This is a genomic window from Streptomyces sp. NPDC057623 (assembly GCF_042800355.1).
Taxonomy (GTDB): domain Bacteria; phylum Actinomycetota; class Actinomycetes; order Streptomycetales; family Streptomycetaceae; genus Streptomyces.
On record NZ_JBHVGZ010000001.1, the window covers coordinates 265,500 to 284,897 of the forward strand.

The window sequence follows — 19,398 nt, forward strand, 5'->3', positions numbered from 1 at the left end:
CGGTCAGGCCTCCGTTCCGGTGCTCTCAGCCGGAGCGGACGCGGGAGCCTCGGCCTTGGGGGCCTCGGCGCCGGCAGCCTGCTGCGGCTTACGACCGCGCCGCTCGCCACCGCGGCCACCACGGGCCGGGCGGTCGGCACCACCACGGGCCGGGCGGTTACCCGCACGGGCCGCAGCGTTCTCGGCGCGGACCTCGGCGATGTTCTTGACGTCGCCCTTGTAGATCCAGACCTTCACGCCGATGCGGCCGAAGGTCGTCTTGGCCTCGAAGAAGCCGTAGTCCACGTTCGCGCGGAGCGTGTGCAGGGGCACACGGCCCTCGCGGTAGAACTCCGAGCGGGACATCTCGGCGCCACCGAGGCGGCCGCCGCACTGGATCTTGATGCCCTTGGCGCCGGCCTTCATCGTGCCCTGCATGCTCTTGCGCATGGCACGACGGAAGGAGACGCGGGAGGAGAGCTGCTCGGCAACGGCCTGGGCAACCAGCTGAGCGTCGGTCTCGGGGCTCTTGACCTCGAGGATGTTCAGCTGGACCTGCTTGCCCGTGAGCTTCTCGAGGTCACCGCGGATGCGGTCGGCCTCGGCGCCACGGCGGCCGATGACGATGCCCGGACGAGCGGTGTGGATGTCCACCCGCACACGGTCACGGGTGCGCTCGATCTCAACCTTCGAGATACCGGCGCGCTCCATGCCGGACGTCATCATCCGACGGATGGCGACGTCTTCCTTGACGTAGTCCTTGTACAGCTTGTCGGCGTACCACCGGGACTTGAAGTCCGTGGTGACACCGAGCCGGAACCCATGCGGGTTAACCTTCTGGCCCATTACCGGGTTCCTTCCTTGCTGCTGACGACCACGGTGATGTGGCTGGTCCGCTTGCGGATCCGGTAGGCACGGCCCTGGGCGCGCGGCCGGAACCGCTTCAGGGTCGGGCCCTCGTCGACGTACGCCTCGCTGATCACCAGCGAGGAGGCGTCCGGGTGGTCGTAGTTGTGCGCGGCGTTGGCGATGGCGCTGTCGAGCACCTTGCCGACGGGCACGGAGGCTGCCTGCGGAGCGAATCGCAGAACAGCCTGAGCCTCCGTGGCATCCATGCCACGGATAAGGTCCACCACGCGGCGGGCCTTCATGGGCGTAACGCGGATGTACCGCGCCTGGGCCCTGGCTTCCATGGTTGTCCCTCTCAGTTACTTACGTGTCTGAATGCGATCCGCTACTAGCGGCGCTTCGACTTCCGGTCGTCCTTGACGTGGCCCCGGAAGGTGCGCGTCGGCGAGAACTCGCCGAGCTTGTGGCCGACCATCGCCTCGGTGACGAACACCGGGATGTGGGTCTTGCCGTTGTGCACCGCGAGCGTGTGGCCGAGCATGGCCGGCACGATCATGGAGCGACGGGACCAGGTCTTGATGACGTTCTTGGTGCCGGCTTCGTTCTGGACTTCCACCTTCTTGATCAGGTGGTCGTCGACGAAGGGCCCCTTCTTGAGACTGCGCGGCATCTAAACCCGCTCCTAGCGCTTCTTGTTCGTCTTGCGGCGGCGGACGATGTACTTGTTGCTCGCCTTCTTGGGAGAACGAGTACGACCCTCCTTCTGACCCCACGGGGAGACCGGGTGGCGACCACCGGAGGTCTTGCCCTCACCACCACCGTGCGGGTGGTCAACCGGGTTCATCGCCACACCGCGAACGGTCGGGCGGACGCCCAGCCAGCGCTTACGGCCTGCCTTACCCCAGTTGATGTTGCTCTGCTCGGCGTTGCCGACCTCGCCGACCGTGGCGCGGCAGCGCTGGTCGACCAGGCGGATCTCACCGGAGGGCATGCGGAGGTGGGCCATCGAGCCCTCCTTCGCGAGCAGCTGCACGGAGGCACCGGCGGAGCGGGCGAACTTGGCGCCGCCACCGGGACGGAGCTCGATCGCGTGGATCGTGGTACCGACCGGGATGTTGCGCAGCGCCAGGTTGTTGCCCGGCTTGATGTCGGCCCCGGGACCGTTCTCCACGCGGTCACCCTGCTGCAGGTTGCGCGGGGCGAGGATGTAGCGCTTCTCGCCGTCGGCGTAGTGCAGCAGCGCGATGCGCGCGGTGCGGTTGGGGTCGTACTCGATGTGCGCGACCTTCGCCGGCACGCCGTCCTTGTCGTGACGACGGAAGTCGATCACGCGGTAGGCGCGCTTGTGGCCACCACCCTGGTGGCGGACGGTCACACGACCGGAGTTGTTACGGCCACCCTTGCTGTGCAGGGGGCGGACCAACGACTTCTCCGGCGTGGACCGCGTGACCTCGACGAAGTCGGCGACGCTGGAGCCGCGACGGCCCGGCGTAGTCGGCTTGTACTTGCGGATTCCCATTTCTCAGTCCTCGTCCGATATCGGACGATCCGGACCGCCCTCAGGCGGTCGGACCGCCGAAGATGTCGATACGGTCGCCCTCAGCGAGGGTCACGATCGCGCGCTTGGTGCCGGCGCGCTGACCGAAGCCAGTCTTGGTGCGCTTGCGCTTGCCCTGGCGGTTGATCGTGTTGACCCCGGTGACCTTGACCTCGAAGACCGTCTCGACGGCCTGCTTGATCTGGGTCTTGTTGCTGCCCGGGGCGACGACGAACGTGTACTTGTTGTCGTCGAGGAGCGCGTAGCTCTTCTCGGACACGACCGGCTTGATCAGGATGTCACGGAGGTCCGTGAACGCCTTGCTCGCCGGCGTGACGACGGTGTTCTTGCCCTCGGCGGCGTGGCGACGCGCCTTGGCGACGCGAGCGGCCTTGGCCTTCTTCGCGGCCTTCGAGGCAATGGCGGGGTGACGGATAGCCATCAGGCCTCGCTCCCTTCGGTGTCATTGGCCTTCGGGCCGGACACGAAGGACTCCAGGGCGGCCTGGGTGAAGACCACGTCGTCCGAGACGAGAACGTCGTACGTGTTCAGCTGGCCCGGCTCCAGGATGTGGACCTGGGGCAGGTTGCGGGCGGACAGCCACGCGGCCTCGTCGGCGCGCTCGACGACCAGGAGCAGGTTCTTGCGCTCCGAGATCTTGCCGAACAGCGACTTGGCGGCCTTCGTGGACGGGTTCTCGCCCTCGATGACGCCGGAGACGACGTGGATGCGGTTGTTGCGGGCCCGGTCGGTGAGGGCGTGGCGCAGGGCCGCGGCCTTCATCTTCTTCGGGGTCCGCTGCGAGTAGTCACGCGGCACGGGACCGTGCACGACGCCACCACCGGCGAACTGCGGAGCGCGGGTCGAACCCTGACGGGCGCGACCGGTGCCCTTCTGGCGGTAAGGCTTCTTGCCACCACCACGGACTTCGCCGCGGGTCTTGGTCTTGTGCGTGCCCTGACGGGCCGCGGCCAGCTGCGCGACGACGACCTGGTGAAGCAGCGGAACGCTGATCTTCTCTACGTCGAAGATCTCCGCGGGGAGCTCGACGGTACCGGCCTTGTCGCCCGCCGGCGAAAGGATGTCAACAGTGCTCATCGGTTACCTCAGGCCCCCTTGGCCGCGGTGCGGACCAGGACGAGGCCGCCGTTCGGACCGGGGACAGCGCCCTTGATGAGCAGCAGACCCTTCTCCGCGTCAACGGCGTGGACGGTCAGGTTCTGGGTGGTGACCCGCTCGTTGCCCATGCGACCCGCCATGCGGAGGCCCTTGAACACACGGCCCGGGGTGGCGCAGCCACCGATGGAACCGGGCGAGCGGTGCTTGCGCTGGGTGCCGTGACCGGCGCCGAGGCCCTTGAAGTTGTGACGCTTCATGACACCGGCGAAGCCCTTGCCCTTGCTCTTGCCGGTGACGTCGACCTTCACGCCGGACTCGAACACCTCGGCGGTGACTTCCTGGCCCAGCGTGTACTCGGAGGCGTCCGCGGTGCGGATCTCGACGAGGTGACGACGGGGGGTGACGTCGGCCTTGGCGAAGTGGCCCTTGAGGGGCTTGTTCACCTTGCGCGGGTCGATCTCGCCGAAGGCGATCTGGACCGACTCGTAGCCGTCGACGTCGTTCGTACGGACCTGGGTCACGACGTTGGGGCCGGCCTTGACGACGGTGACCGGAACAACACGGTTGTTCTCGTCCCACACCTGCGTCATGCCGAGCTTCTCGCCCAGGATGCCCTTGATCTGCTTAGCCATTCTCAGATCACCGGCCTTCAGAGCTTGATCTCGATGTCGACACCGGCCGGGAGGTCGAGTCGCATCAGAGAGTCAACGGTCTTGGGGGTCGGGTCGAGGATGTCGATCAGGCGCTTGTGCGTGCGCATCTCGAAGTGCTCGCGCGAGTCCTTGTACTTGTGCGGCGACTTGATGACGCAGTACACGTTCTTCTCAGTGGGCAGCGGCACCGGGCCCGCGACCGACGCACCAGTGCGGGTCACCGTCTCGACGATCTTCTTCGCCGAGGAGTCGATGACCTCGTGGTCGTAGGCCTTGAGCCGGATGCGGATCTTCTGTCCCGCCATGGCTACTCAGTAGTCCTGTCTCTTCTAACGCTCTGGAACCTGGTGTTCCTCTACCCGCTCCTCCGACCCACGCGGTCGGGCGTGTCGCGCTCTCGCTGACACAGATGCCCCTTGTTCGAACATCCCTTGTCTGGGAGCACGGCCCTTCCGGAACCGCAAGCCGGGGGCGGAAGGCCCACCGGGTGCCTGGCCGGCGCCGCACTGACACTTCCCGAAAGATTCCCGTACGTCCGCCCCAGCGCTGCCTTGCGGCAGTTAGGGCGACGAGTACTGTGGGACTCGCTTTCGGTCCTCCCGGCGGGAGGCGCGCAGCATCAACACTCGACCGAGCAACTCGGACAGTCTGCCATATGGGGCAGGGGGCTGGCCAATCGAGCCGGAGAGAATACCCCGAGGGTGACGTAGGTCAAACCCGGGCGCCCGTGCCCCCGGACCGACCGGGAACGCGCCGCCTGATCCGGGCGGTCGCGTCGGCGCTTCCGTCCGCCAGCGCCCGGACCAGCCCGTGATCCGGGGACAGCCGACACGCGGGGTCCGTACGGGCCGCGTCCCCGGTGAGCGCGTACGCCTGGCAGCGGCAGCCGCCGAAGTCCTCGTCACGGCGGGCACAGCTGCGGCAGGGGTCGGCCATCCAGTCGGTCCCGCGGTAGCGGTCGAACGCCTTGGAGTGATCCCAGATCCACTCCAGGGGATGGTCCCGGACGTTCGGCGGGTCCAGGCCGGGCAGCGAGGCGGCGGCCGGGCAGGGCAGGACGGTGCCGTCCGGGGTGACGGTGAGCGAGACCGCTCCCCAGCCGCCCATGCAGGGCTTGGCGACGCCGTCGAAGTAGTCGGGGACGACCCAGACCAGCTCGGGACCCGTCGTGAGCCGCTCCCGCCATCGGGCCACCGCGTCCCGCGCGCCGGCGAGCTGGTCGCGGGTGGGGAGCAGCGCGGCGCGGTTGAGCAGACCCCAGCCGTAGAACTGCACGTTGGCCAGCTCGATGCGGTCCACGCCCCAGGACACGCCCAGCTCGACGAGGGCGTCGACGGCGTCGAGGTTCTCGCGGTGCAGGACGACGTTGAGGCCGAGGGGAAGGCCGGCGGCCCGGACGAGCTCGGCGGCGCGTTCCTTCTCGGCGAAGGAGCGGCGGCCGCCGATCCGGTCCGAGGCGCGCGGGTCGGCGTGCTGCACCGACAGCTGGACGCTCTTCAGCCCGGCGTCGGCGAGGGCGGCGAGACGGGCCCGGTCCAGGCCGACGCCGCTGGTGACGAGCTGGGTGTAGAGGCCGGCGGTCTCGGCCGCGGTGACGATCTGGTCCAGGTCCCGGCGCAGCAGCGGCTCGCCGCCCGAGAGATGGGTCTGGACGACGCCGAGCTCGCCCGCCTGGCGCATCACGTCCGTCCACTGTCCGGTGGCCAGTTCGCGCGAACGGCGGGTCAGTTCAAGGGGGTTGGAGCAGTAGCCGCAGTGCAGCGGGCAGGCGTGGGTGAGCTCGGCCAGCAGGGCCCACGGGCGGGCGGGGGGCGGATCGACGGGGGTCATCTCAGCCACCCCTCCTCGCGCAGCCGTGCCAGGAACGGGGGGACCTCGGCGGCCACCGGGGCGCCGGGAAAGGCATCCGTCAACACCTCGACGATGTCGTCCACCCTGCGCGTGCCGTCGCACAGGCCGACGACCGCTGCGGCCGAGCCGGTCAGGACGCCGACGCGTTCCGGGAGGAGCAGCAGGTCGGCGTCGCGTACGGGGTCGTGCCGCCGCACGATGGCGGGGGACAGCCTGGGCCGCCAGTCCGTCCCGGGCACCGCGGGCGCGCTCACTCCTGCTCCCGGCGGCCGGCCCGGTCCACGGCGTCCAGCAGCGACCACAGGACCTCGCACTTGAAGCGCAGCGCGGCCACGGCACGCTCCTGGTCGTCCCGGTCGCGGGCCCAGACGTGCACCAGGTCGAGCGCCTCCCGGCTGTCGCGCCGCCCCTGGGAGACCCGGGCCCGGAAGTAGGCGAGGCCCTCGGGGTCGATCCACGGGTAGTGGCGCTCGAAGGCGTCGATGCGGGTACGCATCAGGTCCGGGGCGGACAGCTCGGTGAGTGAGGCGGCGACGGCTTCGAGGGGCGGGCGCAGGCGGCAGAAGTTGACGTATCCGTCGACCGCCAGCCGGACGCCCGGCAGCACGGAGTCGGCGCGCGTCAGCGTCTCGCGGTCCAGGCCGGCCGCCTCACCGAGCCGCAGCCACCGCTCGATACCGCCCTCGCCCTCCTCGGGCCCGTCGTGGTCCTGGATGCGGCGCAGCCACATCCGGCGCAGCTCGGGGCTGTCCAGCTTGGCGGTGATCAGGGCGTCCTTGACGGGGATGTGGCGCTGGTAGTGGAAGCGGTTGACGATCCAGCGGCGCAGTTCCGCCGGGCTGAGGTCGCCGCCGTGCATCCGGATGTTGAAGGGGTGCCGGTGGTGGTAGCGCTCCTCCCCCACCGCGCGCAGTCGTGCCTCGAACTCCGCGGGGCTCCATGGCTCCGGAAGCGGGGCGGGTCTCGGGTTCGCGGCCGCGGTGCTCAAAGCTCGATCACCATCCCGTCGTGCGCCACCTCGATGCCCAGCCGGGCGAGCCGCTTGTGCTGGGGTGCCGCCGGGTCGACGAGGGGGTTGGTGTTGTTGAGGTGGGTGTACAGACGCCGGGCGGCGAGGGGGGCGAGCCGTTCGGCGGTGCCGCCCGGTCCCTCGATGGGCAGGTGCCCCATGCCGGTGGCGGTGCGGGAGGAGATGCCGGTGCGGCGGGGCTCCTCGTCGTCCCAGAAGGTGCCGTCGACGATGACGCAGTCGGCCTCGGCGGCGGCCTGCTGGAGAGGGTCGGGCCAGGCTGCGAGCGCCGGGGCGTAGAGGGCGCAGGCGCCCGAGACCGGGTCGTACAGGCGCAGCGCGACGACCCAGGCGTCGTCGTCCGGGGCGTCGGCGGCGTACCGCGGGCGCTTCCCGGAGACCGGGATGCCGCTGATCAGGAGGCCGGGAGATGCGGGGTCCAACGGCTCGGCGCCGCGTGCGGGCAGCTCGCGCCAGGTCACGTCGGTGTACGGCGCCAGCACCTCGCCGAGGCGCAGGCGGTCCAGCAGCGCCTGCCGGACCGGGGCCGTCGCGGTCACCTGGAGCCGGGCCGCCTCACGCAGCCGGGCGAGGCCCAGGGTGTGGTCGAGTTCGGCGTCGGTGAGGACCACTCCGGCGACCGGGGTCTGCCGGGGGCCGGGTCCGGGCCGGAGCTCGGGCCGGGCTTCGATCTGGTCTCCGATGTCGGGTGTCGCGTTGACGAGGTACCAGCGCCCCTCCCCCGTCCGTACGGCGAGCGAGGCGTGCCGGCGGCCGCGGTGCGGGTGGGCGCGTGCCCCGGAGCACCCGGGGCACGCGCAGTTCCATTGCGGGATGCCGCCGCCGGCGGCGGTGCCGAGTACCAGCAGCAGCATGGCGACGGCTAGCGGTTGGTGAGGGAGTAGGCGGTGACCTCGAGGGCGGTGTCGACGACCTCGCAGGCGGGGGTCTGCCAGGTGGCGTCGTCCGTCTGCTGCGAGGCGGTCTGCCCGACCGGCTTCAGCTGTTCCTTGGTCTCGTGCATGGTCATACGTCCCTTCTGTCGGGGGTGACTCGGGCGGGGGTGGCTCGGGGTCGAGGTGACGGGAGGCCGACGTCACTTGATGGGGACGCGGAGGATCAGGTTCTTGCCGTTTCCCCGGTCGCTGGTGCCGACCCACAGTTCGTCCACGCCGGGAACCTTGGCGATGGCGCGCAGCCGGCCATAGGTGCCGGAGTAGAAGGCGGTTTTCGCGCCGAGGCGCTCACGGTTCCCGTCGATCGGGACGCGCCACAGCCGCTTGCCGCGCAGCGACGAGACGTAGATGACGTTGCGCACGATGGCGAGTTGGGCGGGCACGCCCTTGGCCGGGGTGAAGGTGGCCTTCGGGTTGCTCATGCCCTTGACGGCGCAGGGCCCTTCACAGGTGGGCCAGCCGTAGTTGGCTCCCCGCTTGATCAGATTGAGTTCGTCCCTCGCCTCCTGCCCGATCTCCGCCGACCAGAGCCGGCCCTTGCGGTCCCACGCCAGACCCTGCGGATTGCGATGGCCGTAGCTGTACACGCGGTTGCCGAACGGGTTGCCGGGAGCGGGAGCGCCGGTCATCGTGATCCGGAGGATCTTTCCGTTCAGCGAGTTCTTGTTCTGCGCGAGGTTGCGCTGAAGGGCGTCGCCGGTCGAGACGTAGAGGTACTTGTCGGGGCCGAAGGCGATCCTGCCGCCGTTGTGGTCGCCGCCCCGTCGGATGCCGGTGAGCAGCGGCTTGTAGTTGCCGAGTGACCTGCCGTCGTAGTCCATCCGGACGACCCGGGTCTCGCTCCTCGTGGTGTGCATGAAGAAGACCCGCTTGTCCTTCTTGCCGTCCCACGTCGGTGACGGGGCCACGCCCAGGAGCCCGCCGGCGCCCTGCTCGTACGGCTCGGGGACCGTGTACGGCACTTCGCCGACCCGCTTCTTGGTGCCGTCGCGGTCAAGGCTGTGGACCTGGTAGGAGAGCCGCTCGGTCACCAGCGCCGTCCGCCCGTCCGGCAGGAACGAGATGCCCCAGGGGGTCTGCCATCCCGTCGACAGGGTCTTGACGCCCGTGGGCGCACCACCGTCGGCGGCGTTCGGGGCGGCGGCCACCGGCTGGGACAGGCTCACCGTCAGAACCGCGGTCGCGGCGGCGATCGACGCTCTACCGATCCGGGATGAATGCCGCATTGGGCGGCCCATGTCTGTCATACAGACAATCTTCACAACATGTGACCCCGATGCCACACGGAGTGAGCTACGAGGGTGAGTTGCCCGGCAGGGCGCAGAGACGGCCGGCGGGTCCGAAGCGTCGACGGACCCGCCGGCCACCCCGGTCAACGGATCCGGGTCAGCTCTCCGTTCCTCCTGGGCGGGGTCCGGCGAGCTGCCCCGTGAGCGGCCCGGGAGGGTTCTGGAGGGCGAGCATGCGGAGCGCCTCCCGCAGCAGCGTGCTGGACGTGTGCACGGTGTAGGGGAAGTAGAGGACCTGCACCCCGACCCTGGCGAACTCGGCTTCGAGCGTCGTCCAGACGTCCGTGCCCAGCCAGTCGTCACCCTTGAAGATGACGTCGAAGCCGACCTCCTTCCAGATCTCGATCTTGTCGTCCACGGTCGCTACGAAGGTCTCGTCCACATAGCGCACACTGCGGACGATCTGCAGTCGCTCGGCGAGCGGTACGACGGGCGGCCGGCCCTTCAGGCGCACCACGAGTTCGTCGGAGCAGACGCCGGCGACCAGCCGGTCGCAGTGCCCGCGCGCCCGGCGCAGGATGTTCAGATGGCCCACGTGGAAGAGGTCGAAGACCCCCGGCGCGTAGCCGAGTCGTTCTCCCATCAACGCCTTGCCTTCGTACGCTCGGCGCCGACCGCGCCGACCGCGGCGACCACGAGCGCCTTCGACCTGGCCGAGGCGTTCTGGCCGTCGGTGACGGCGATGCGGTAGCGGTGGCGGGAGCCGGGGGTGACGGAGTCCGTGTACCTCATCGTGGGGCGGTTCCACTCCGTGGAGCGCCGCGTCGGCGAGGCCACGAGCTTGCCGTCCCGGTAGATCAGGTACTTCAGCTCCGCGTTGTCCCGGTCCCATGCGGCACGCCAGGTGAGGGTGACCCGGCCGGTGCGCGAGGCCGAGCCCCGCAGCTGGGGCGGCTCCTGCGGGGCGCCCCGGTCGGGCCCTGCCGTGAAGCGGGTCAGGCTCTGCTGCGGTCTGTCGTTGACGGTGGTGAACTCACCGCCCGCCCAGAGGATCTGTCCGGCCATCTTCAGCGCGCGGGGGCCGTTGCCCTCGCCGGTCCCTCCGTCCGTGTCGGGGAACCAGTGCAGGATGTGCCGGTCACGGACCGACTGGGCCAGGAAGTGCTGGCGGAAGTGGCCCTCGTCGAAGCCGCCCGGTGTGTCCCGGCAGTTGTGGGCGTGGGATCCGCTGTACAGAACGCCGTTGTGCACGGCGACGGCCTGGGTGGCGCCCAGACAGGTGTCCTTCCACACCATCTCGCCGCCCCCGAGGCGGCCGGCGAGGCGGCCGTCGAAGATGCCGGTGCCTCTGCCTTCGGCCGCCACGTAGAAGTTGGTCGCGTCGCGGGTCAGCGCTTGCACGGAGGATCTCAACGGCAGCCAGTCCGGGTACGAGAGCACGGTCTTGCCGGTGACGGGGCGCAGGGCGACGAGCGACCGCTCCAGGTCGCCGTTGACCATGTTGAAGTTGCCGCCGACGAGGAGCTTGCCGAATTCGGGCGCGGCGAGGAGGGCCCGTACGGGGCCGTCGATCTCCGCCTTGAACGGCAGCAGCGAACCACTGGAGGTCAGCGCGGCGACGCGCTCCCTCTCCCGGCCGTTGACGCGGGTGAAGTCGCCCCCCAGGTAGACCGCGTTGTCCGTGACCTCGATGGCTCGGACGAACGACGACATCGTCGGACGGAAATCCTTGCGCAGCGAGCAGCCGGCCGTGTTGAGGGCGACCGCACTGGCCACCGAGGCCCGGCCGGCCTTGGTGAACGAGCCGCCGACGTACAGCACCGCGTCGGCGGGCGACGCCTTCAGCGCCCGTACGGTGTTCCCGGCGCCGGAGAACGGCAGGGCGCACGGCAGGAGTCGGCCGGTTCTGGCGTCGAACGCGGCGAAGTTCTTGCGTGCGACCTCCCGCTGACCGGGTTTCGCGCCCGGCGGGCGGACCTTGTTGAAGGTCCCGCCGACGTACACGACGCCGTTCGCGTACTCCAGCGACCAGACGATGCCGTCGGTCTGCCAGGTCGCCAGCGGGTCGGCGGTCAGGGTCTTTTCGTCGGTGTCGGCTGCCGAGGCCGACGCGGTGATGAGCGAGGCGGCCGCCAGGAGGGCCACAGCCGAAGCCGTGGTGGCCCCCCTTTTCGTGCCTTTTCTGAGGCGCATGGAACTTCCCGGGTTGCAGCGAGTACGGGTGATGAGAGAGGGAGATGGCGGGCGGTCCCGGTTCCGAGACGGCCTCATGTGGCGCGTTCGCGCAGCACACCGACGAGTTCACGCACCCCCAAAGGTGTGCTGAATCGCCACAGACTTATTCCGAACGCGGACATTCCCATGACGACCGCGACGGCAAGTCCGGCGGCGGTGTCGCCTGCCAGCAGCCTCGCGGGAAGGACCAGCGGCACCGTGAGGCACAGGCCGGTGACCGTCGCGAGGAGGTATCCGCGGTCGATGATCGTGAAGCCCGGATGCCGGCGCACCAGGGCGGCGGAGACGAGGTTCTCGACGACGGTCGCCGCCCCCCAGGACAGCGCGGCGCCGAGAACGCCCAGCCGGGGCACGGCCAGGAGGCCGACCGTCAGCTGCACCGTGAAGGCGACACCGGTGACCGCCAGATGCCAGGAACTCTTGCCCGCCATGAGCAGCACGGTCTGGGCGTTGCCGACCCCGACGTTGACCGCCGAGGCGACGCAGAGCACCACCAGGGCGTCCGTCCCCCGCACGAACTCCGGCCCGAACAGGGACAGGACCGTGCCCGGGAAGCTTGTGAGCAGGACGAGCAGCGGCCAGGAGAACAGCACGATCCAGCGCGTCGAGACACGGTGCAGATGGCAGGCCTGGGGGAGGTCGCCCACGGCGAGGAGACGGCTGATCTCGGGAGCGACGGCCAGCCGGATGGCGAGTTGGAGCAGAGTCGCCGCGATGACGACACGGCCTACGGCGGTGTAGATGCCCGCCTCTTCACTGGTCGCCAGGCCGGACAGCAGGACGACGCCCACCCAGACCGCGCTGATGTCGAAGACGGAGGAGACCGCCCGTGGCGCGGCGAAGGCCCAGAACCCCCGCCGGGCGGCGGCGGTCTCCCCTCCCGAGGTGGCCGCCGGGCTGGTCCGGCGGCATCGGCGCACCGCGAGCCAGGCGACCAGGAAGCCGGCCAGCGAGGGCACCAGCCAGGCGGCGGCCAGACTCAGCACACCTGGAGCCAGCAGCACGACCGGTACGGCGATCAGCACCCGCAGGACCGGCTTGCCGATCTGCTCGACACCGACGAACGGGAGCACGGTGCCGTGGCCCTGGGTGGCGCCCAGCAGGATCAGGGTGACCGTGGCCATCGGGAGGAACACGGCGAACAGCCGGACCAGGGTCACCGCGTCGTCCGGGGCGAGGTTCGGCAGCAGCGAGGTGGCCGTCCAGGGCGACAGGAACAGCAGCGCGGCGATCACGGTGCTCGCCACGGCTCCGGGCATGACCGCGCTGCGCAGCAGTGCGCCCACCTTGCGGCCGCCGGTGGTGGCCAGGTCGCCGGAGACGAAGCGCACCAGCCCCGTGTCGGCACCGAGCTTGCAGGTGTTGCACAGGATGGTGAAGGCCGCGACGCCGGTGAACACCGCACCGGCCCCGTACGCCCCGAGCCCTCGGGTGACCAGGGTGACCAGGACGTAGCCGAAGACCGCGTTGACGGCCGAGCCCAGAAAGCCCCACCACCCGCCCCTCGCGGTGGCCGCCACCCCGGACCGGGCGGCGGTGGTCGCGCCGGTGGCCGTGGCAGCCGTACCGGAGGCGCTCACCGGGAGACGCTGAGTGTGTCGTCCTGCGCCGGCGCGGTCGGCTTCGCCACGGCGTCTTCGGCCGGTCCGGGCAGCGTCGTGGCCGGGGTCCGCCCCGTCGCACGACGCACCCAGCCGCTGTCCAGGACACGGCGGAGCAGGCCGGGGCGGGTCACCTGATGGAGCGCCGCGCCCACGATGTGCCCTCCCGAGCAGCTGATCGACTCGCGCACCCCCTTGAGGTCGTCGCGCCTGACGTCGCCCAGGCCGCCCACCACGAGCACGCCGTCCACGCGTCGGGCGAGCGCCAGCCCGTCGGCGTGTTCCGGCAGGGGCGGGGTCAGGAAGAGCACCTGCCTGCCGGCGTGGGCGCCCGACAGAACGCGCGCCACCGTCGGGGCCCCCCGCCTGTCGTCGCCGGTGAAGGCGCGGCTGTCGGGGCAGAGCGTGAAGCGCCCGGCGGTGCCCGCGTCGACGACCACCGCGCCCTCGGGGACGTCGGCCGGCACGGCCTCGCCGGCCGACAGCGGCAGTCGTGTCGGCAGGCCGGGGGCGTGGGCGGTGGCGTCCACGAGCAGTACGTCGTCCCCCGACTCGGCGAGAGCGGCGGCGAGATTCACGGCGACGGCCTCGGCGCCTCGTTCCGTCGTGCCGGAGGCGCGCCTCGACGCGGCCGGCGCCACGACCATGAGCGAGCCCACGGCCGTATGGCCGTCGCCGCCCCGCAGCCGGAAGGCGAGGGCACGGTACGCCTCCGCGCGGGAGCCGTCGGCCCGGCCGACCTCCAGCAGGTCGCCCTCGGTGTCGGGGGCCGGGAGGATGCCCAGCACCGGGGCGCCGAGCGCCCCTTGGACCTCGCCGACGGAGCGTGCCCGCGGCTCCAGTGCGGAGCGCAGCCAGGCGAGTACGACGCCCAGGACCAGACCGCCGATCAGGCCGAACGCGACGAGCCAGGCGGGGCCCGGTCCCGAGGGCCGGACCGGCGGCTCGGCCCGGCGGACGAACTCACCACCGGAGGTGTCGTAGGTCCTGATGTCCGAGACCCGCTTCTGCAGAATGCCGATCTGTTGCTGCATGCCCGCGGTGCCGGCCGAGGACCCGCCGGACTTCATCGCGATGACCCGCTTGGTGAGATCGGTGATCTGCCGCTCCAGGCCGGCGGCCATCCGCGTGACCGACGCCTCGGAGCGGTCCTGGCGATCGACGAGGTAGGCCCGCGCGAACGCGTTGGTCACGCGGGCCGCACGCGTCGGGGTGCCCGCCGTGTACTCGAAGCGGAGCACCTGGGTGTCCCGGGGGTTCGTCACGCGCAGGTCCGTCAGCAGCGCGTCCGCGCGGGAGGGCTGCCGCAGAGCGGTCGCCGCCCGGGCGGCGACGGTCGCGCTGAGCGCGATCTGGAGCTCCGTGCCCATGCTCACCTGGTTGTCGGCGGCCACTCCGAACGTGCTGAAGGGGTCCGTCCGCGGGCGGACGAGCACCTCGCTGGTGGACGAGTAGCTGCCCGCGCGCAGCAGGACCAGGACCAGTCCGCCGAGCAGGCCGAGGACCACACCCAGCGCGATGGTCGCGCGGTACCTCAACAGCAGGCGCATCTGGTCGCGCAGCTGGTCGGGGTCGTCGTACCGATCGTCGAAGCCGGCGGGGCTGGTCACGGATGCCTCCTGTGTCCGGGGATGGGCGCGGGGCCGGTGGTCGCGGGCGGCCGCACCGGTGACGGGAACCGGGACGGCACGGCGGCACGGGTGGTGATGAGGAGCGGAACGGTCAGGAGCAGCAGCAGGGGTCCGACGATCGCCATGAGGCTGCCGCGCAGGAAGATCAACTGGTAGAAGGCGTAGGCGGGGACCAGCAGAGCCGCCAGCGTGCCCTGCCGGTCGCGCAGCCGTTCCCTGATGTCGTCCATCCGCCGTCCGGCCGCGCCCAGCAGGGAGAAGACGGCGAGGACGCACGGCGCACCGCCCCACAGATAACTCTCGATCCACAGCGGCGCGGAAAGGTTGTGAAAGTCGTAGCCGGCGTAGTCGGCGAGTTCGATGCCCGTGGTCTGTGGTTTGTCGGGCCACATGGAGCGAGGCACCATGAACAGGACGGGTCCCAGGGCGGCCGACGGCGAGAAGCCGTTTTCCTGTACATAGTCGATACCTGTCTGCATTTGCTGAAAAGCGTCGTAATCCATGTTGGAGCTGAACTGCTCCGCAAGCGCCACGACCTCCACCGCTTCACGTTCGTCGTAACGGAAGTAGTCGCTGTACGGAAAAGCAAAAAGCACCACGGTGGTCAGCCCCACAGCCGTGACCCGAAAAGCCTTCGGGGTGCTGAACCGACGCCATGAGAAAAGCAGCACCAGAAGGACGGTGCCGGCCCAGAAGCGCGGCCTGCTGATCGGGTTGTTGACGACGACGTTGAGCGCGAGGAGGAGCGGCAGCAGCATCCACCGCAGCGCGCGCAGCACGCGGTCGCCCGCAGGTCGGCGGGGCAGGTGGACCAGGGCCACAGCGGCCCAGAAGGCGGGGACGGCGAGGGCCCAGACGCGCAGCGCGTGCGCGAGATCCGCCTCGTCGCCCGACTGCCGCAGCGCCTGCCTGCTGGTGAAGTAGGCGCTGATGCCCCCTTCCTGCCCGGGGATCAACACGGCCGCGAGCACGAGCGAGAGGCCGCACAGCAGGAGTACGGGCAGCGGGGCGAGCCTGCGGGACAGCAGCGGTTCGCACACGAAGGACGTGCCGTTCTCACGGCCGGCGGCCAGCGCCGCCCCCGCGGTGTAGGCGAGGAGCCCGACCTCGGTCAGCGCGGCGGCCGCGAAGGCGGTCGTCTCACCCGTGCGGTATTCCAGCGGGTAGGCGTCGGTGGCGAGCATCGCGAGCGGCGCCAGTCCGAGCCACACGTAGACGAAGAGCCAGAATCCGAAGGCGACCAGACGCACCGACGTGGCGGTGAGCACCCTGGCGAGTGCCCCTCCACTGTGTGCCACGACCACACACTGCGCGGCGAGTGCCGCCCCGAATCGCGTGTCGATGGCCTGGAGGATCAGGGCCGGCAGGAGGGCGATGAAAAGGAAGGCCCAGCAGCACACGGCTGCCACGCAACGCTTTTGACTACCCAGCACTCTGCACCCCCGAATGAGCGGTCAAACTGAATAAATCGGCGCCGATAGATTTATAGCCTGAAGGCCGGGCCGATCTCCCGCATTTCAGAGGGCGTTTTCACTTGACGTAAATTGCTATGAATTCACAATACTTAATTGTCGTTGGTGCGGCGCACCGCTCGCAGAATTTCCTCGAATCGCGAGGCGCACCCTTCCAGGGCGAACTCCCGCTCGGCCAGTGCCCGGCTCTCCTTGCCCAGCGCCTCCGCGCGCACCGGGTCGTTCAGGACCTCGCGGACCCATGTGGCCGCGTCGGGCAGCGAGGACTCCTGCGGAGCGAAGACCGCGGAGCCGGCCTGATGGAGCAGCCGCGCCGCCAGGTTGTCCGCCGGCATCAGGCCCAGCACGGGGCGTCCGGCACACAGATACGACAGCGTCTTGGAGGGGACCGAGAACTCCCCGGCGTCCGCCGCCAGCAGCACGACCAGCACATCGCCGGTGCCCAGCACCTCGGGCAGCCGCTCGTACGGCTGGAAGGGCAACAGCGTCAGATCGACGCCCCGGGCGGCCGCGGCCTCCTTGATCACCGGGACGGCCGGGCCGTCGTTGACGACGACGAGGCGGACCCGTTCGCCCTGCTCGCGCAGCGTCTCGACCAGCCGCACCAGCAGGGCGGGGTGGTGCTTGAGGCCGATGGTGCCCGAGTAGAGCACGGTCCTGACGCCGCTGAGGCCGTGCTCCCGCGACCACGCGTTGGCGCGGTCCACCGGGAGGATCTCGTCCAGCGGCGCCCAGTTGGGGATGACGGTGACCTTGTGGGCGGTGCCCCACTCCCGGTGGATCCGCACGAAGGAGTCGGCGATCACCACGATCGCGGAGGCGCGCCGCGCCGCCCACTTCTCGCCCCGCTCGAACACCCTGGCGGCGATGCCCATCAGCCTCGACACACCGGCGGCGGCGAAGCTCTTGAGGGCGACGGCGGTGATGTCCTGATGCCACAGCACCCAGGGGATGCGCAGCGCCTTCAGCGCCGCCGCCGCCACGGCCAGGGTCGGGATCGGCAGGTTCCCCAGCATCGCCACGTCCGGCTTCTCCCGCCGTACCTGCCGGGATAGTTCCAGGCCCAGCCGGGTCTCCTGGAAGAGGCGCCGGACGTAGGCGGCCTTGTCGAGCACGACGCGGTCGCCGATGGTGACGAAGCGGAGGCCGGCGACCGGGTCCCCGGCGAGGTCGCCCTTCCCGGAGACATAGGCCGGGCAGGTCGAGTGAACGACGTCATGGCCGCGCCGGGCCAGCTCACGGGAGAGCTGGGCCTGGAACGGGTGTCCGCTGTAGTCGTGGACGAGGATCCTCATCGGCTGTTCTCCCGGCCGCGGTTCGAAGGTCAGGAGCGGGCGAGCTTGACCTGGTCGTAGACCCAGGCGTAGGTCTTCTCCAGCCCCTCGGCCAGCGGGATCGACGGCTCCCAGCCGTGGAGTTCGCGGACCAGGCGGTTGTCGGAGTTGCGGCCACGGACGCCCTGCGGCGCGTCCAGCTGGTACTTGCGCTCGCAGCGGATGCCCGCGATCTCCTCGACGAGGTCGACCAGTTGGTTGATGGTGACCAGCTCGGAGGAGCCGATGTTGACGGGGACACTGCTGCTCCCGCGCATGAGCATCTGCGTGCCGTGGAGGCAGTCGTCGATGTACATGAAGGAACGGGTCTGCCGGCCGTCGCCCCAGATGTCGATCCGGTGCGCGCCGGAGAGGACCGCCTCGGCGATCTTGCGGCACACGGCCGCCGGAGCCTTCTCGCGGCCTCCGGTCCAGGTGCCCGCGGGGCCGTACACGTTGTGGTAGCGCGCGATGCGGCAGGTGAACCCGTAGTCCTCCTCGAAGTGGCGGCACATGCGCTCGGAGAAGAGCTTCTCCCAGCCGTAGCCGTCCTCGGGCTGCGCCGGGTAGGCGTCCTCCTCCTTCAGCGCGGTGACGTTCGAGGCGGTCTGCTTGCCGGCGGCGTACACGCAGGCGGACGAGGAGTAGAAGTAGCGCTCGACGCCGGCCTCGTGCGCGGCCTTGAGCATGTGGGTGCTGGTCAGCACCGACATCATGCAGGCGGCCTTGTGGTTCTCGATGAATCCCATGCCGCCCATGTCGGCGGCCAGCATGTACACCTGGCCGGCGTTCCGGACTGCGGCGCGGGCGTCGCCCAGGAGGGACAGGTCGGCGACGACGTTCTCGGCGGCGCCGTGCACCTGATGCCACTCGTGCTGCGGCTTGATGTCGACGCACCGGACGGTCAGCCCCTGGGCCAGGAGGTCGGCCGCGAGGTGCCCACCGATGAATCCTCCGCCTCCCGCGACAACGACGTCCACCTGCTTGCTCATGGCAGCTCCTTCTGGAAAGCCGGAATCCGCCTGGAAGGCTAGTCACTTTTTGCACCTTTTGATGCGAAATGCCGCGTGTTTCCGCATCGCAGACCCCGGATGCCTCGGTCCGCGTCGGCGTCAGGCAAGCTGCCGGAGCCACTTGGCCAGGAACGCCGGCAGCAGCACCACGTGGGCCGCGAGCAGCACCACGTACACCGCGAGGAAGAGCTTCTGGCTCCCCAGGAACAGGAAGCTCAGGCACAACAGGCCGTAGTCCACGGGCAGCAGCGCCACACCACGGACAGCGGACGGCACGGGCACCGGCCCGGCGGACACGTCCCCTCTCTGTCTTCTCAGCTGTTCGGTGAGAATCCCCCCGAAGAACAGCAGGACAGCGGCGAACTGGAAGAGGACCGGGAGCAGCAGCGCTGGACCGGGCAGGTCGAAGAAGCGGTAGAAGGAAATCAGCACCGCCGCGTGGACGCCCAGGAGTTTCGCGCAGTCCACCACATGGTCCAGCCACTCTCCGGACAGACTGGTCGACCGGTGCAGCCGCGCCAGCTGACCGTCCGCCGAGTCCAGCGCGAAGCCGAGCAGCAGCGCGAGGGCGACACACTGTCCCAGCAGGTGCGAAGGCGTGAGCAGAGCCGTCGCGGACAGACCCGCGAACGTGATCAGCGCGCTGACGGCCGTCACATGGTTGGGCGAGAGTCCGATACGGTACGCCGCTGCCGCGAGCAGCCGGCCGGCCGGCCGGTTGACGAACCGCGCGTATACGGAAACCCCCCGGGGCGGTTTCTGCGCCTTCGAGAGCTGCCGCAGCGTGCTGGAGAAATCCATTCCCTGACCTCGCGCGTGAACGGGCGGACGGATCACCACATGCCCGTGCCGAATGCCCTCGTCGACGCCCTTCCGTGGCTGACGCGGCGGCGGGACACGGACGGCCGTCCGAGACGGGAGCCGATGGCCAGAACGTAGGCGCCCCGGCCC

General features: G+C 70.1%; 22 protein-coding genes. All 22 read right to left on the reverse strand.

Going from position 1 to position 19,398, the window contains the following annotated elements:
* Window positions 1–3: 3 nt before the first annotated feature.
* Window positions 4–825, reverse strand: a complete 822-nt coding sequence (gene rpsC, locus ACFU95_RS01250) for a 30S ribosomal protein S3 (protein WP_370263032.1) — start codon at window positions 823–825, stop codon at window positions 4–6.
* Window positions 825–1,172: a 50S ribosomal protein L22 gene (gene rplV, locus ACFU95_RS01255; protein ID WP_026290933.1), complete on the reverse strand. Its 348-nt coding sequence runs from the start codon at window positions 1,170–1,172 to the stop codon at window positions 825–827. Before rplV ends, rpsC begins: the two co-directional genes overlap by 1 nt.
* A gap of 44 nt (window positions 1,173–1,216) precedes the next feature.
* On the reverse strand, window positions 1,217–1,498 hold the full coding sequence (rpsS, locus tag ACFU95_RS01260) for a 30S ribosomal protein S19 (RefSeq protein ID WP_383819987.1): 282 nt from the start codon (window positions 1,496–1,498) through the stop codon (window positions 1,217–1,219).
* A 12-nt stretch (window positions 1,499–1,510) separates the two neighbouring features.
* Entirely contained in the window at window positions 1,511–2,347 is an 837-nt protein-coding gene (rplB, locus tag ACFU95_RS01265) for a 50S ribosomal protein L2 (RefSeq protein WP_030788280.1), read from the reverse strand.
* A 40-nt stretch (window positions 2,348–2,387) separates the two neighbouring features.
* A complete protein-coding gene (gene rplW, locus ACFU95_RS01270; RefSeq protein WP_383819990.1) occupies window positions 2,388–2,807 on the reverse strand; it encodes a 50S ribosomal protein L23 in 420 nt (139 codons plus the stop codon).
* Window positions 2,807–3,463, reverse strand: a complete 657-nt coding sequence (rplD, locus tag ACFU95_RS01275) for a 50S ribosomal protein L4 (RefSeq protein ID WP_128433131.1) — start codon at window positions 3,461–3,463, stop codon at window positions 2,807–2,809. The genes rplW and rplD overlap by 1 nt, the downstream gene beginning before the upstream one ends.
* An 8-nt stretch (window positions 3,464–3,471) precedes the next feature.
* Entirely contained in the window at window positions 3,472–4,116 is a 645-nt protein-coding gene (rplC, locus tag ACFU95_RS01280) for a 50S ribosomal protein L3 (RefSeq protein ID WP_030046373.1), read from the reverse strand.
* A 17-nt stretch (window positions 4,117–4,133) separates the two neighbouring features.
* A complete protein-coding gene (rpsJ, locus tag ACFU95_RS01285; RefSeq protein ID WP_003948644.1) occupies window positions 4,134–4,442 on the reverse strand; it encodes a 30S ribosomal protein S10 in 309 nt (102 codons plus the stop codon).
* Between the two features lie 406 nt (window positions 4,443–4,848).
* Entirely contained in the window at window positions 4,849–5,967 is a 1,119-nt protein-coding gene (gene pqqE / locus ACFU95_RS01290; protein ID WP_383819994.1) for a pyrroloquinoline quinone biosynthesis protein PqqE, read from the reverse strand.
* Complete coding sequence (gene pqqD / locus ACFU95_RS01295; protein ID WP_383819996.1) at window positions 5,964–6,242, reverse strand: pyrroloquinoline quinone biosynthesis peptide chaperone PqqD; 279 nt, start codon at window positions 6,240–6,242, stop codon at window positions 5,964–5,966. Before pqqD ends, pqqE begins: the two co-directional genes overlap by 4 nt.
* Window positions 6,239–6,976, reverse strand: a complete 738-nt coding sequence (gene pqqC / locus ACFU95_RS01300; protein WP_383819998.1) for a pyrroloquinoline-quinone synthase PqqC — start codon at window positions 6,974–6,976, stop codon at window positions 6,239–6,241. Before pqqC ends, pqqD begins: the two co-directional genes overlap by 4 nt.
* Window positions 6,973–7,872, reverse strand: a complete 900-nt coding sequence (pqqB, locus tag ACFU95_RS01305; protein WP_383820001.1) for a pyrroloquinoline quinone biosynthesis protein PqqB — start codon at window positions 7,870–7,872, stop codon at window positions 6,973–6,975. The genes pqqC and pqqB overlap by 4 nt, the downstream gene beginning before the upstream one ends.
* Before the next feature lie 8 nt (window positions 7,873–7,880).
* A complete protein-coding gene (gene pqqA, locus ACFU95_RS01310; protein ID WP_383820447.1) occupies window positions 7,881–8,021 on the reverse strand; it encodes a pyrroloquinoline quinone precursor peptide PqqA in 141 nt (46 codons plus the stop codon).
* Window positions 8,022–8,093: 72 nt separating this feature from the next.
* The gene (locus ACFU95_RS01315) at window positions 8,094–9,179 is read right to left on the reverse strand and encodes a PQQ-dependent sugar dehydrogenase (protein ID WP_383820003.1); all 1,086 of its coding nucleotides are present in this window, start codon (window positions 9,177–9,179) and stop codon (window positions 8,094–8,096) included.
* A 160-nt stretch (window positions 9,180–9,339) separates the two neighbouring features.
* Entirely contained in the window at window positions 9,340–9,825 is a 486-nt protein-coding gene (locus ACFU95_RS01320; protein ID WP_383820005.1) for an adenylyltransferase/cytidyltransferase family protein, read from the reverse strand.
* Entirely contained in the window at window positions 9,825–11,327 is a 1,503-nt protein-coding gene (locus ACFU95_RS01325; protein ID WP_383820008.1) for a fibronectin type III domain-containing protein, read from the reverse strand. Before ACFU95_RS01325 ends, ACFU95_RS01320 begins: the two co-directional genes overlap by 1 nt.
* A 122-nt stretch (window positions 11,328–11,449) precedes the next feature.
* On the reverse strand, window positions 11,450–12,997 hold the full coding sequence (locus ACFU95_RS01330) for an oligosaccharide flippase family protein (RefSeq protein ID WP_383820011.1): 1,548 nt from the start codon (window positions 12,995–12,997) through the stop codon (window positions 11,450–11,452).
* Window positions 12,994–14,628, reverse strand: a complete 1,635-nt coding sequence (locus tag ACFU95_RS01335; RefSeq protein ID WP_383820013.1) for a hypothetical protein — start codon at window positions 14,626–14,628, stop codon at window positions 12,994–12,996. The genes ACFU95_RS01330 and ACFU95_RS01335 overlap by 4 nt, the downstream gene beginning before the upstream one ends.
* A complete protein-coding gene (locus ACFU95_RS01340) occupies window positions 14,625–16,058 on the reverse strand; it encodes a hypothetical protein (protein ID WP_383820016.1) in 1,434 nt (477 codons plus the stop codon). Before ACFU95_RS01340 ends, ACFU95_RS01335 begins: the two co-directional genes overlap by 4 nt.
* Before the next feature lie 155 nt (window positions 16,059–16,213).
* Window positions 16,214–17,416, reverse strand: coding sequence for a glycosyltransferase family 4 protein (locus ACFU95_RS01345; protein WP_383820017.1), 1,203 nt, complete (start codon window positions 17,414–17,416; stop codon window positions 16,214–16,216).
* 29 nt (window positions 17,417–17,445) lie between these two features.
* A complete protein-coding gene (locus tag ACFU95_RS01350) occupies window positions 17,446–18,426 on the reverse strand; it encodes an NAD-dependent epimerase/dehydratase family protein (protein ID WP_383820020.1) in 981 nt (326 codons plus the stop codon).
* A gap of 120 nt (window positions 18,427–18,546) precedes the next feature.
* Window positions 18,547–19,248: a CDP-alcohol phosphatidyltransferase family protein gene (locus tag ACFU95_RS01355; RefSeq protein WP_383820024.1), complete on the reverse strand. Its 702-nt coding sequence runs from the start codon at window positions 19,246–19,248 to the stop codon at window positions 18,547–18,549.
* Between the last annotated feature and the right edge of the window lie 150 nt (window positions 19,249–19,398).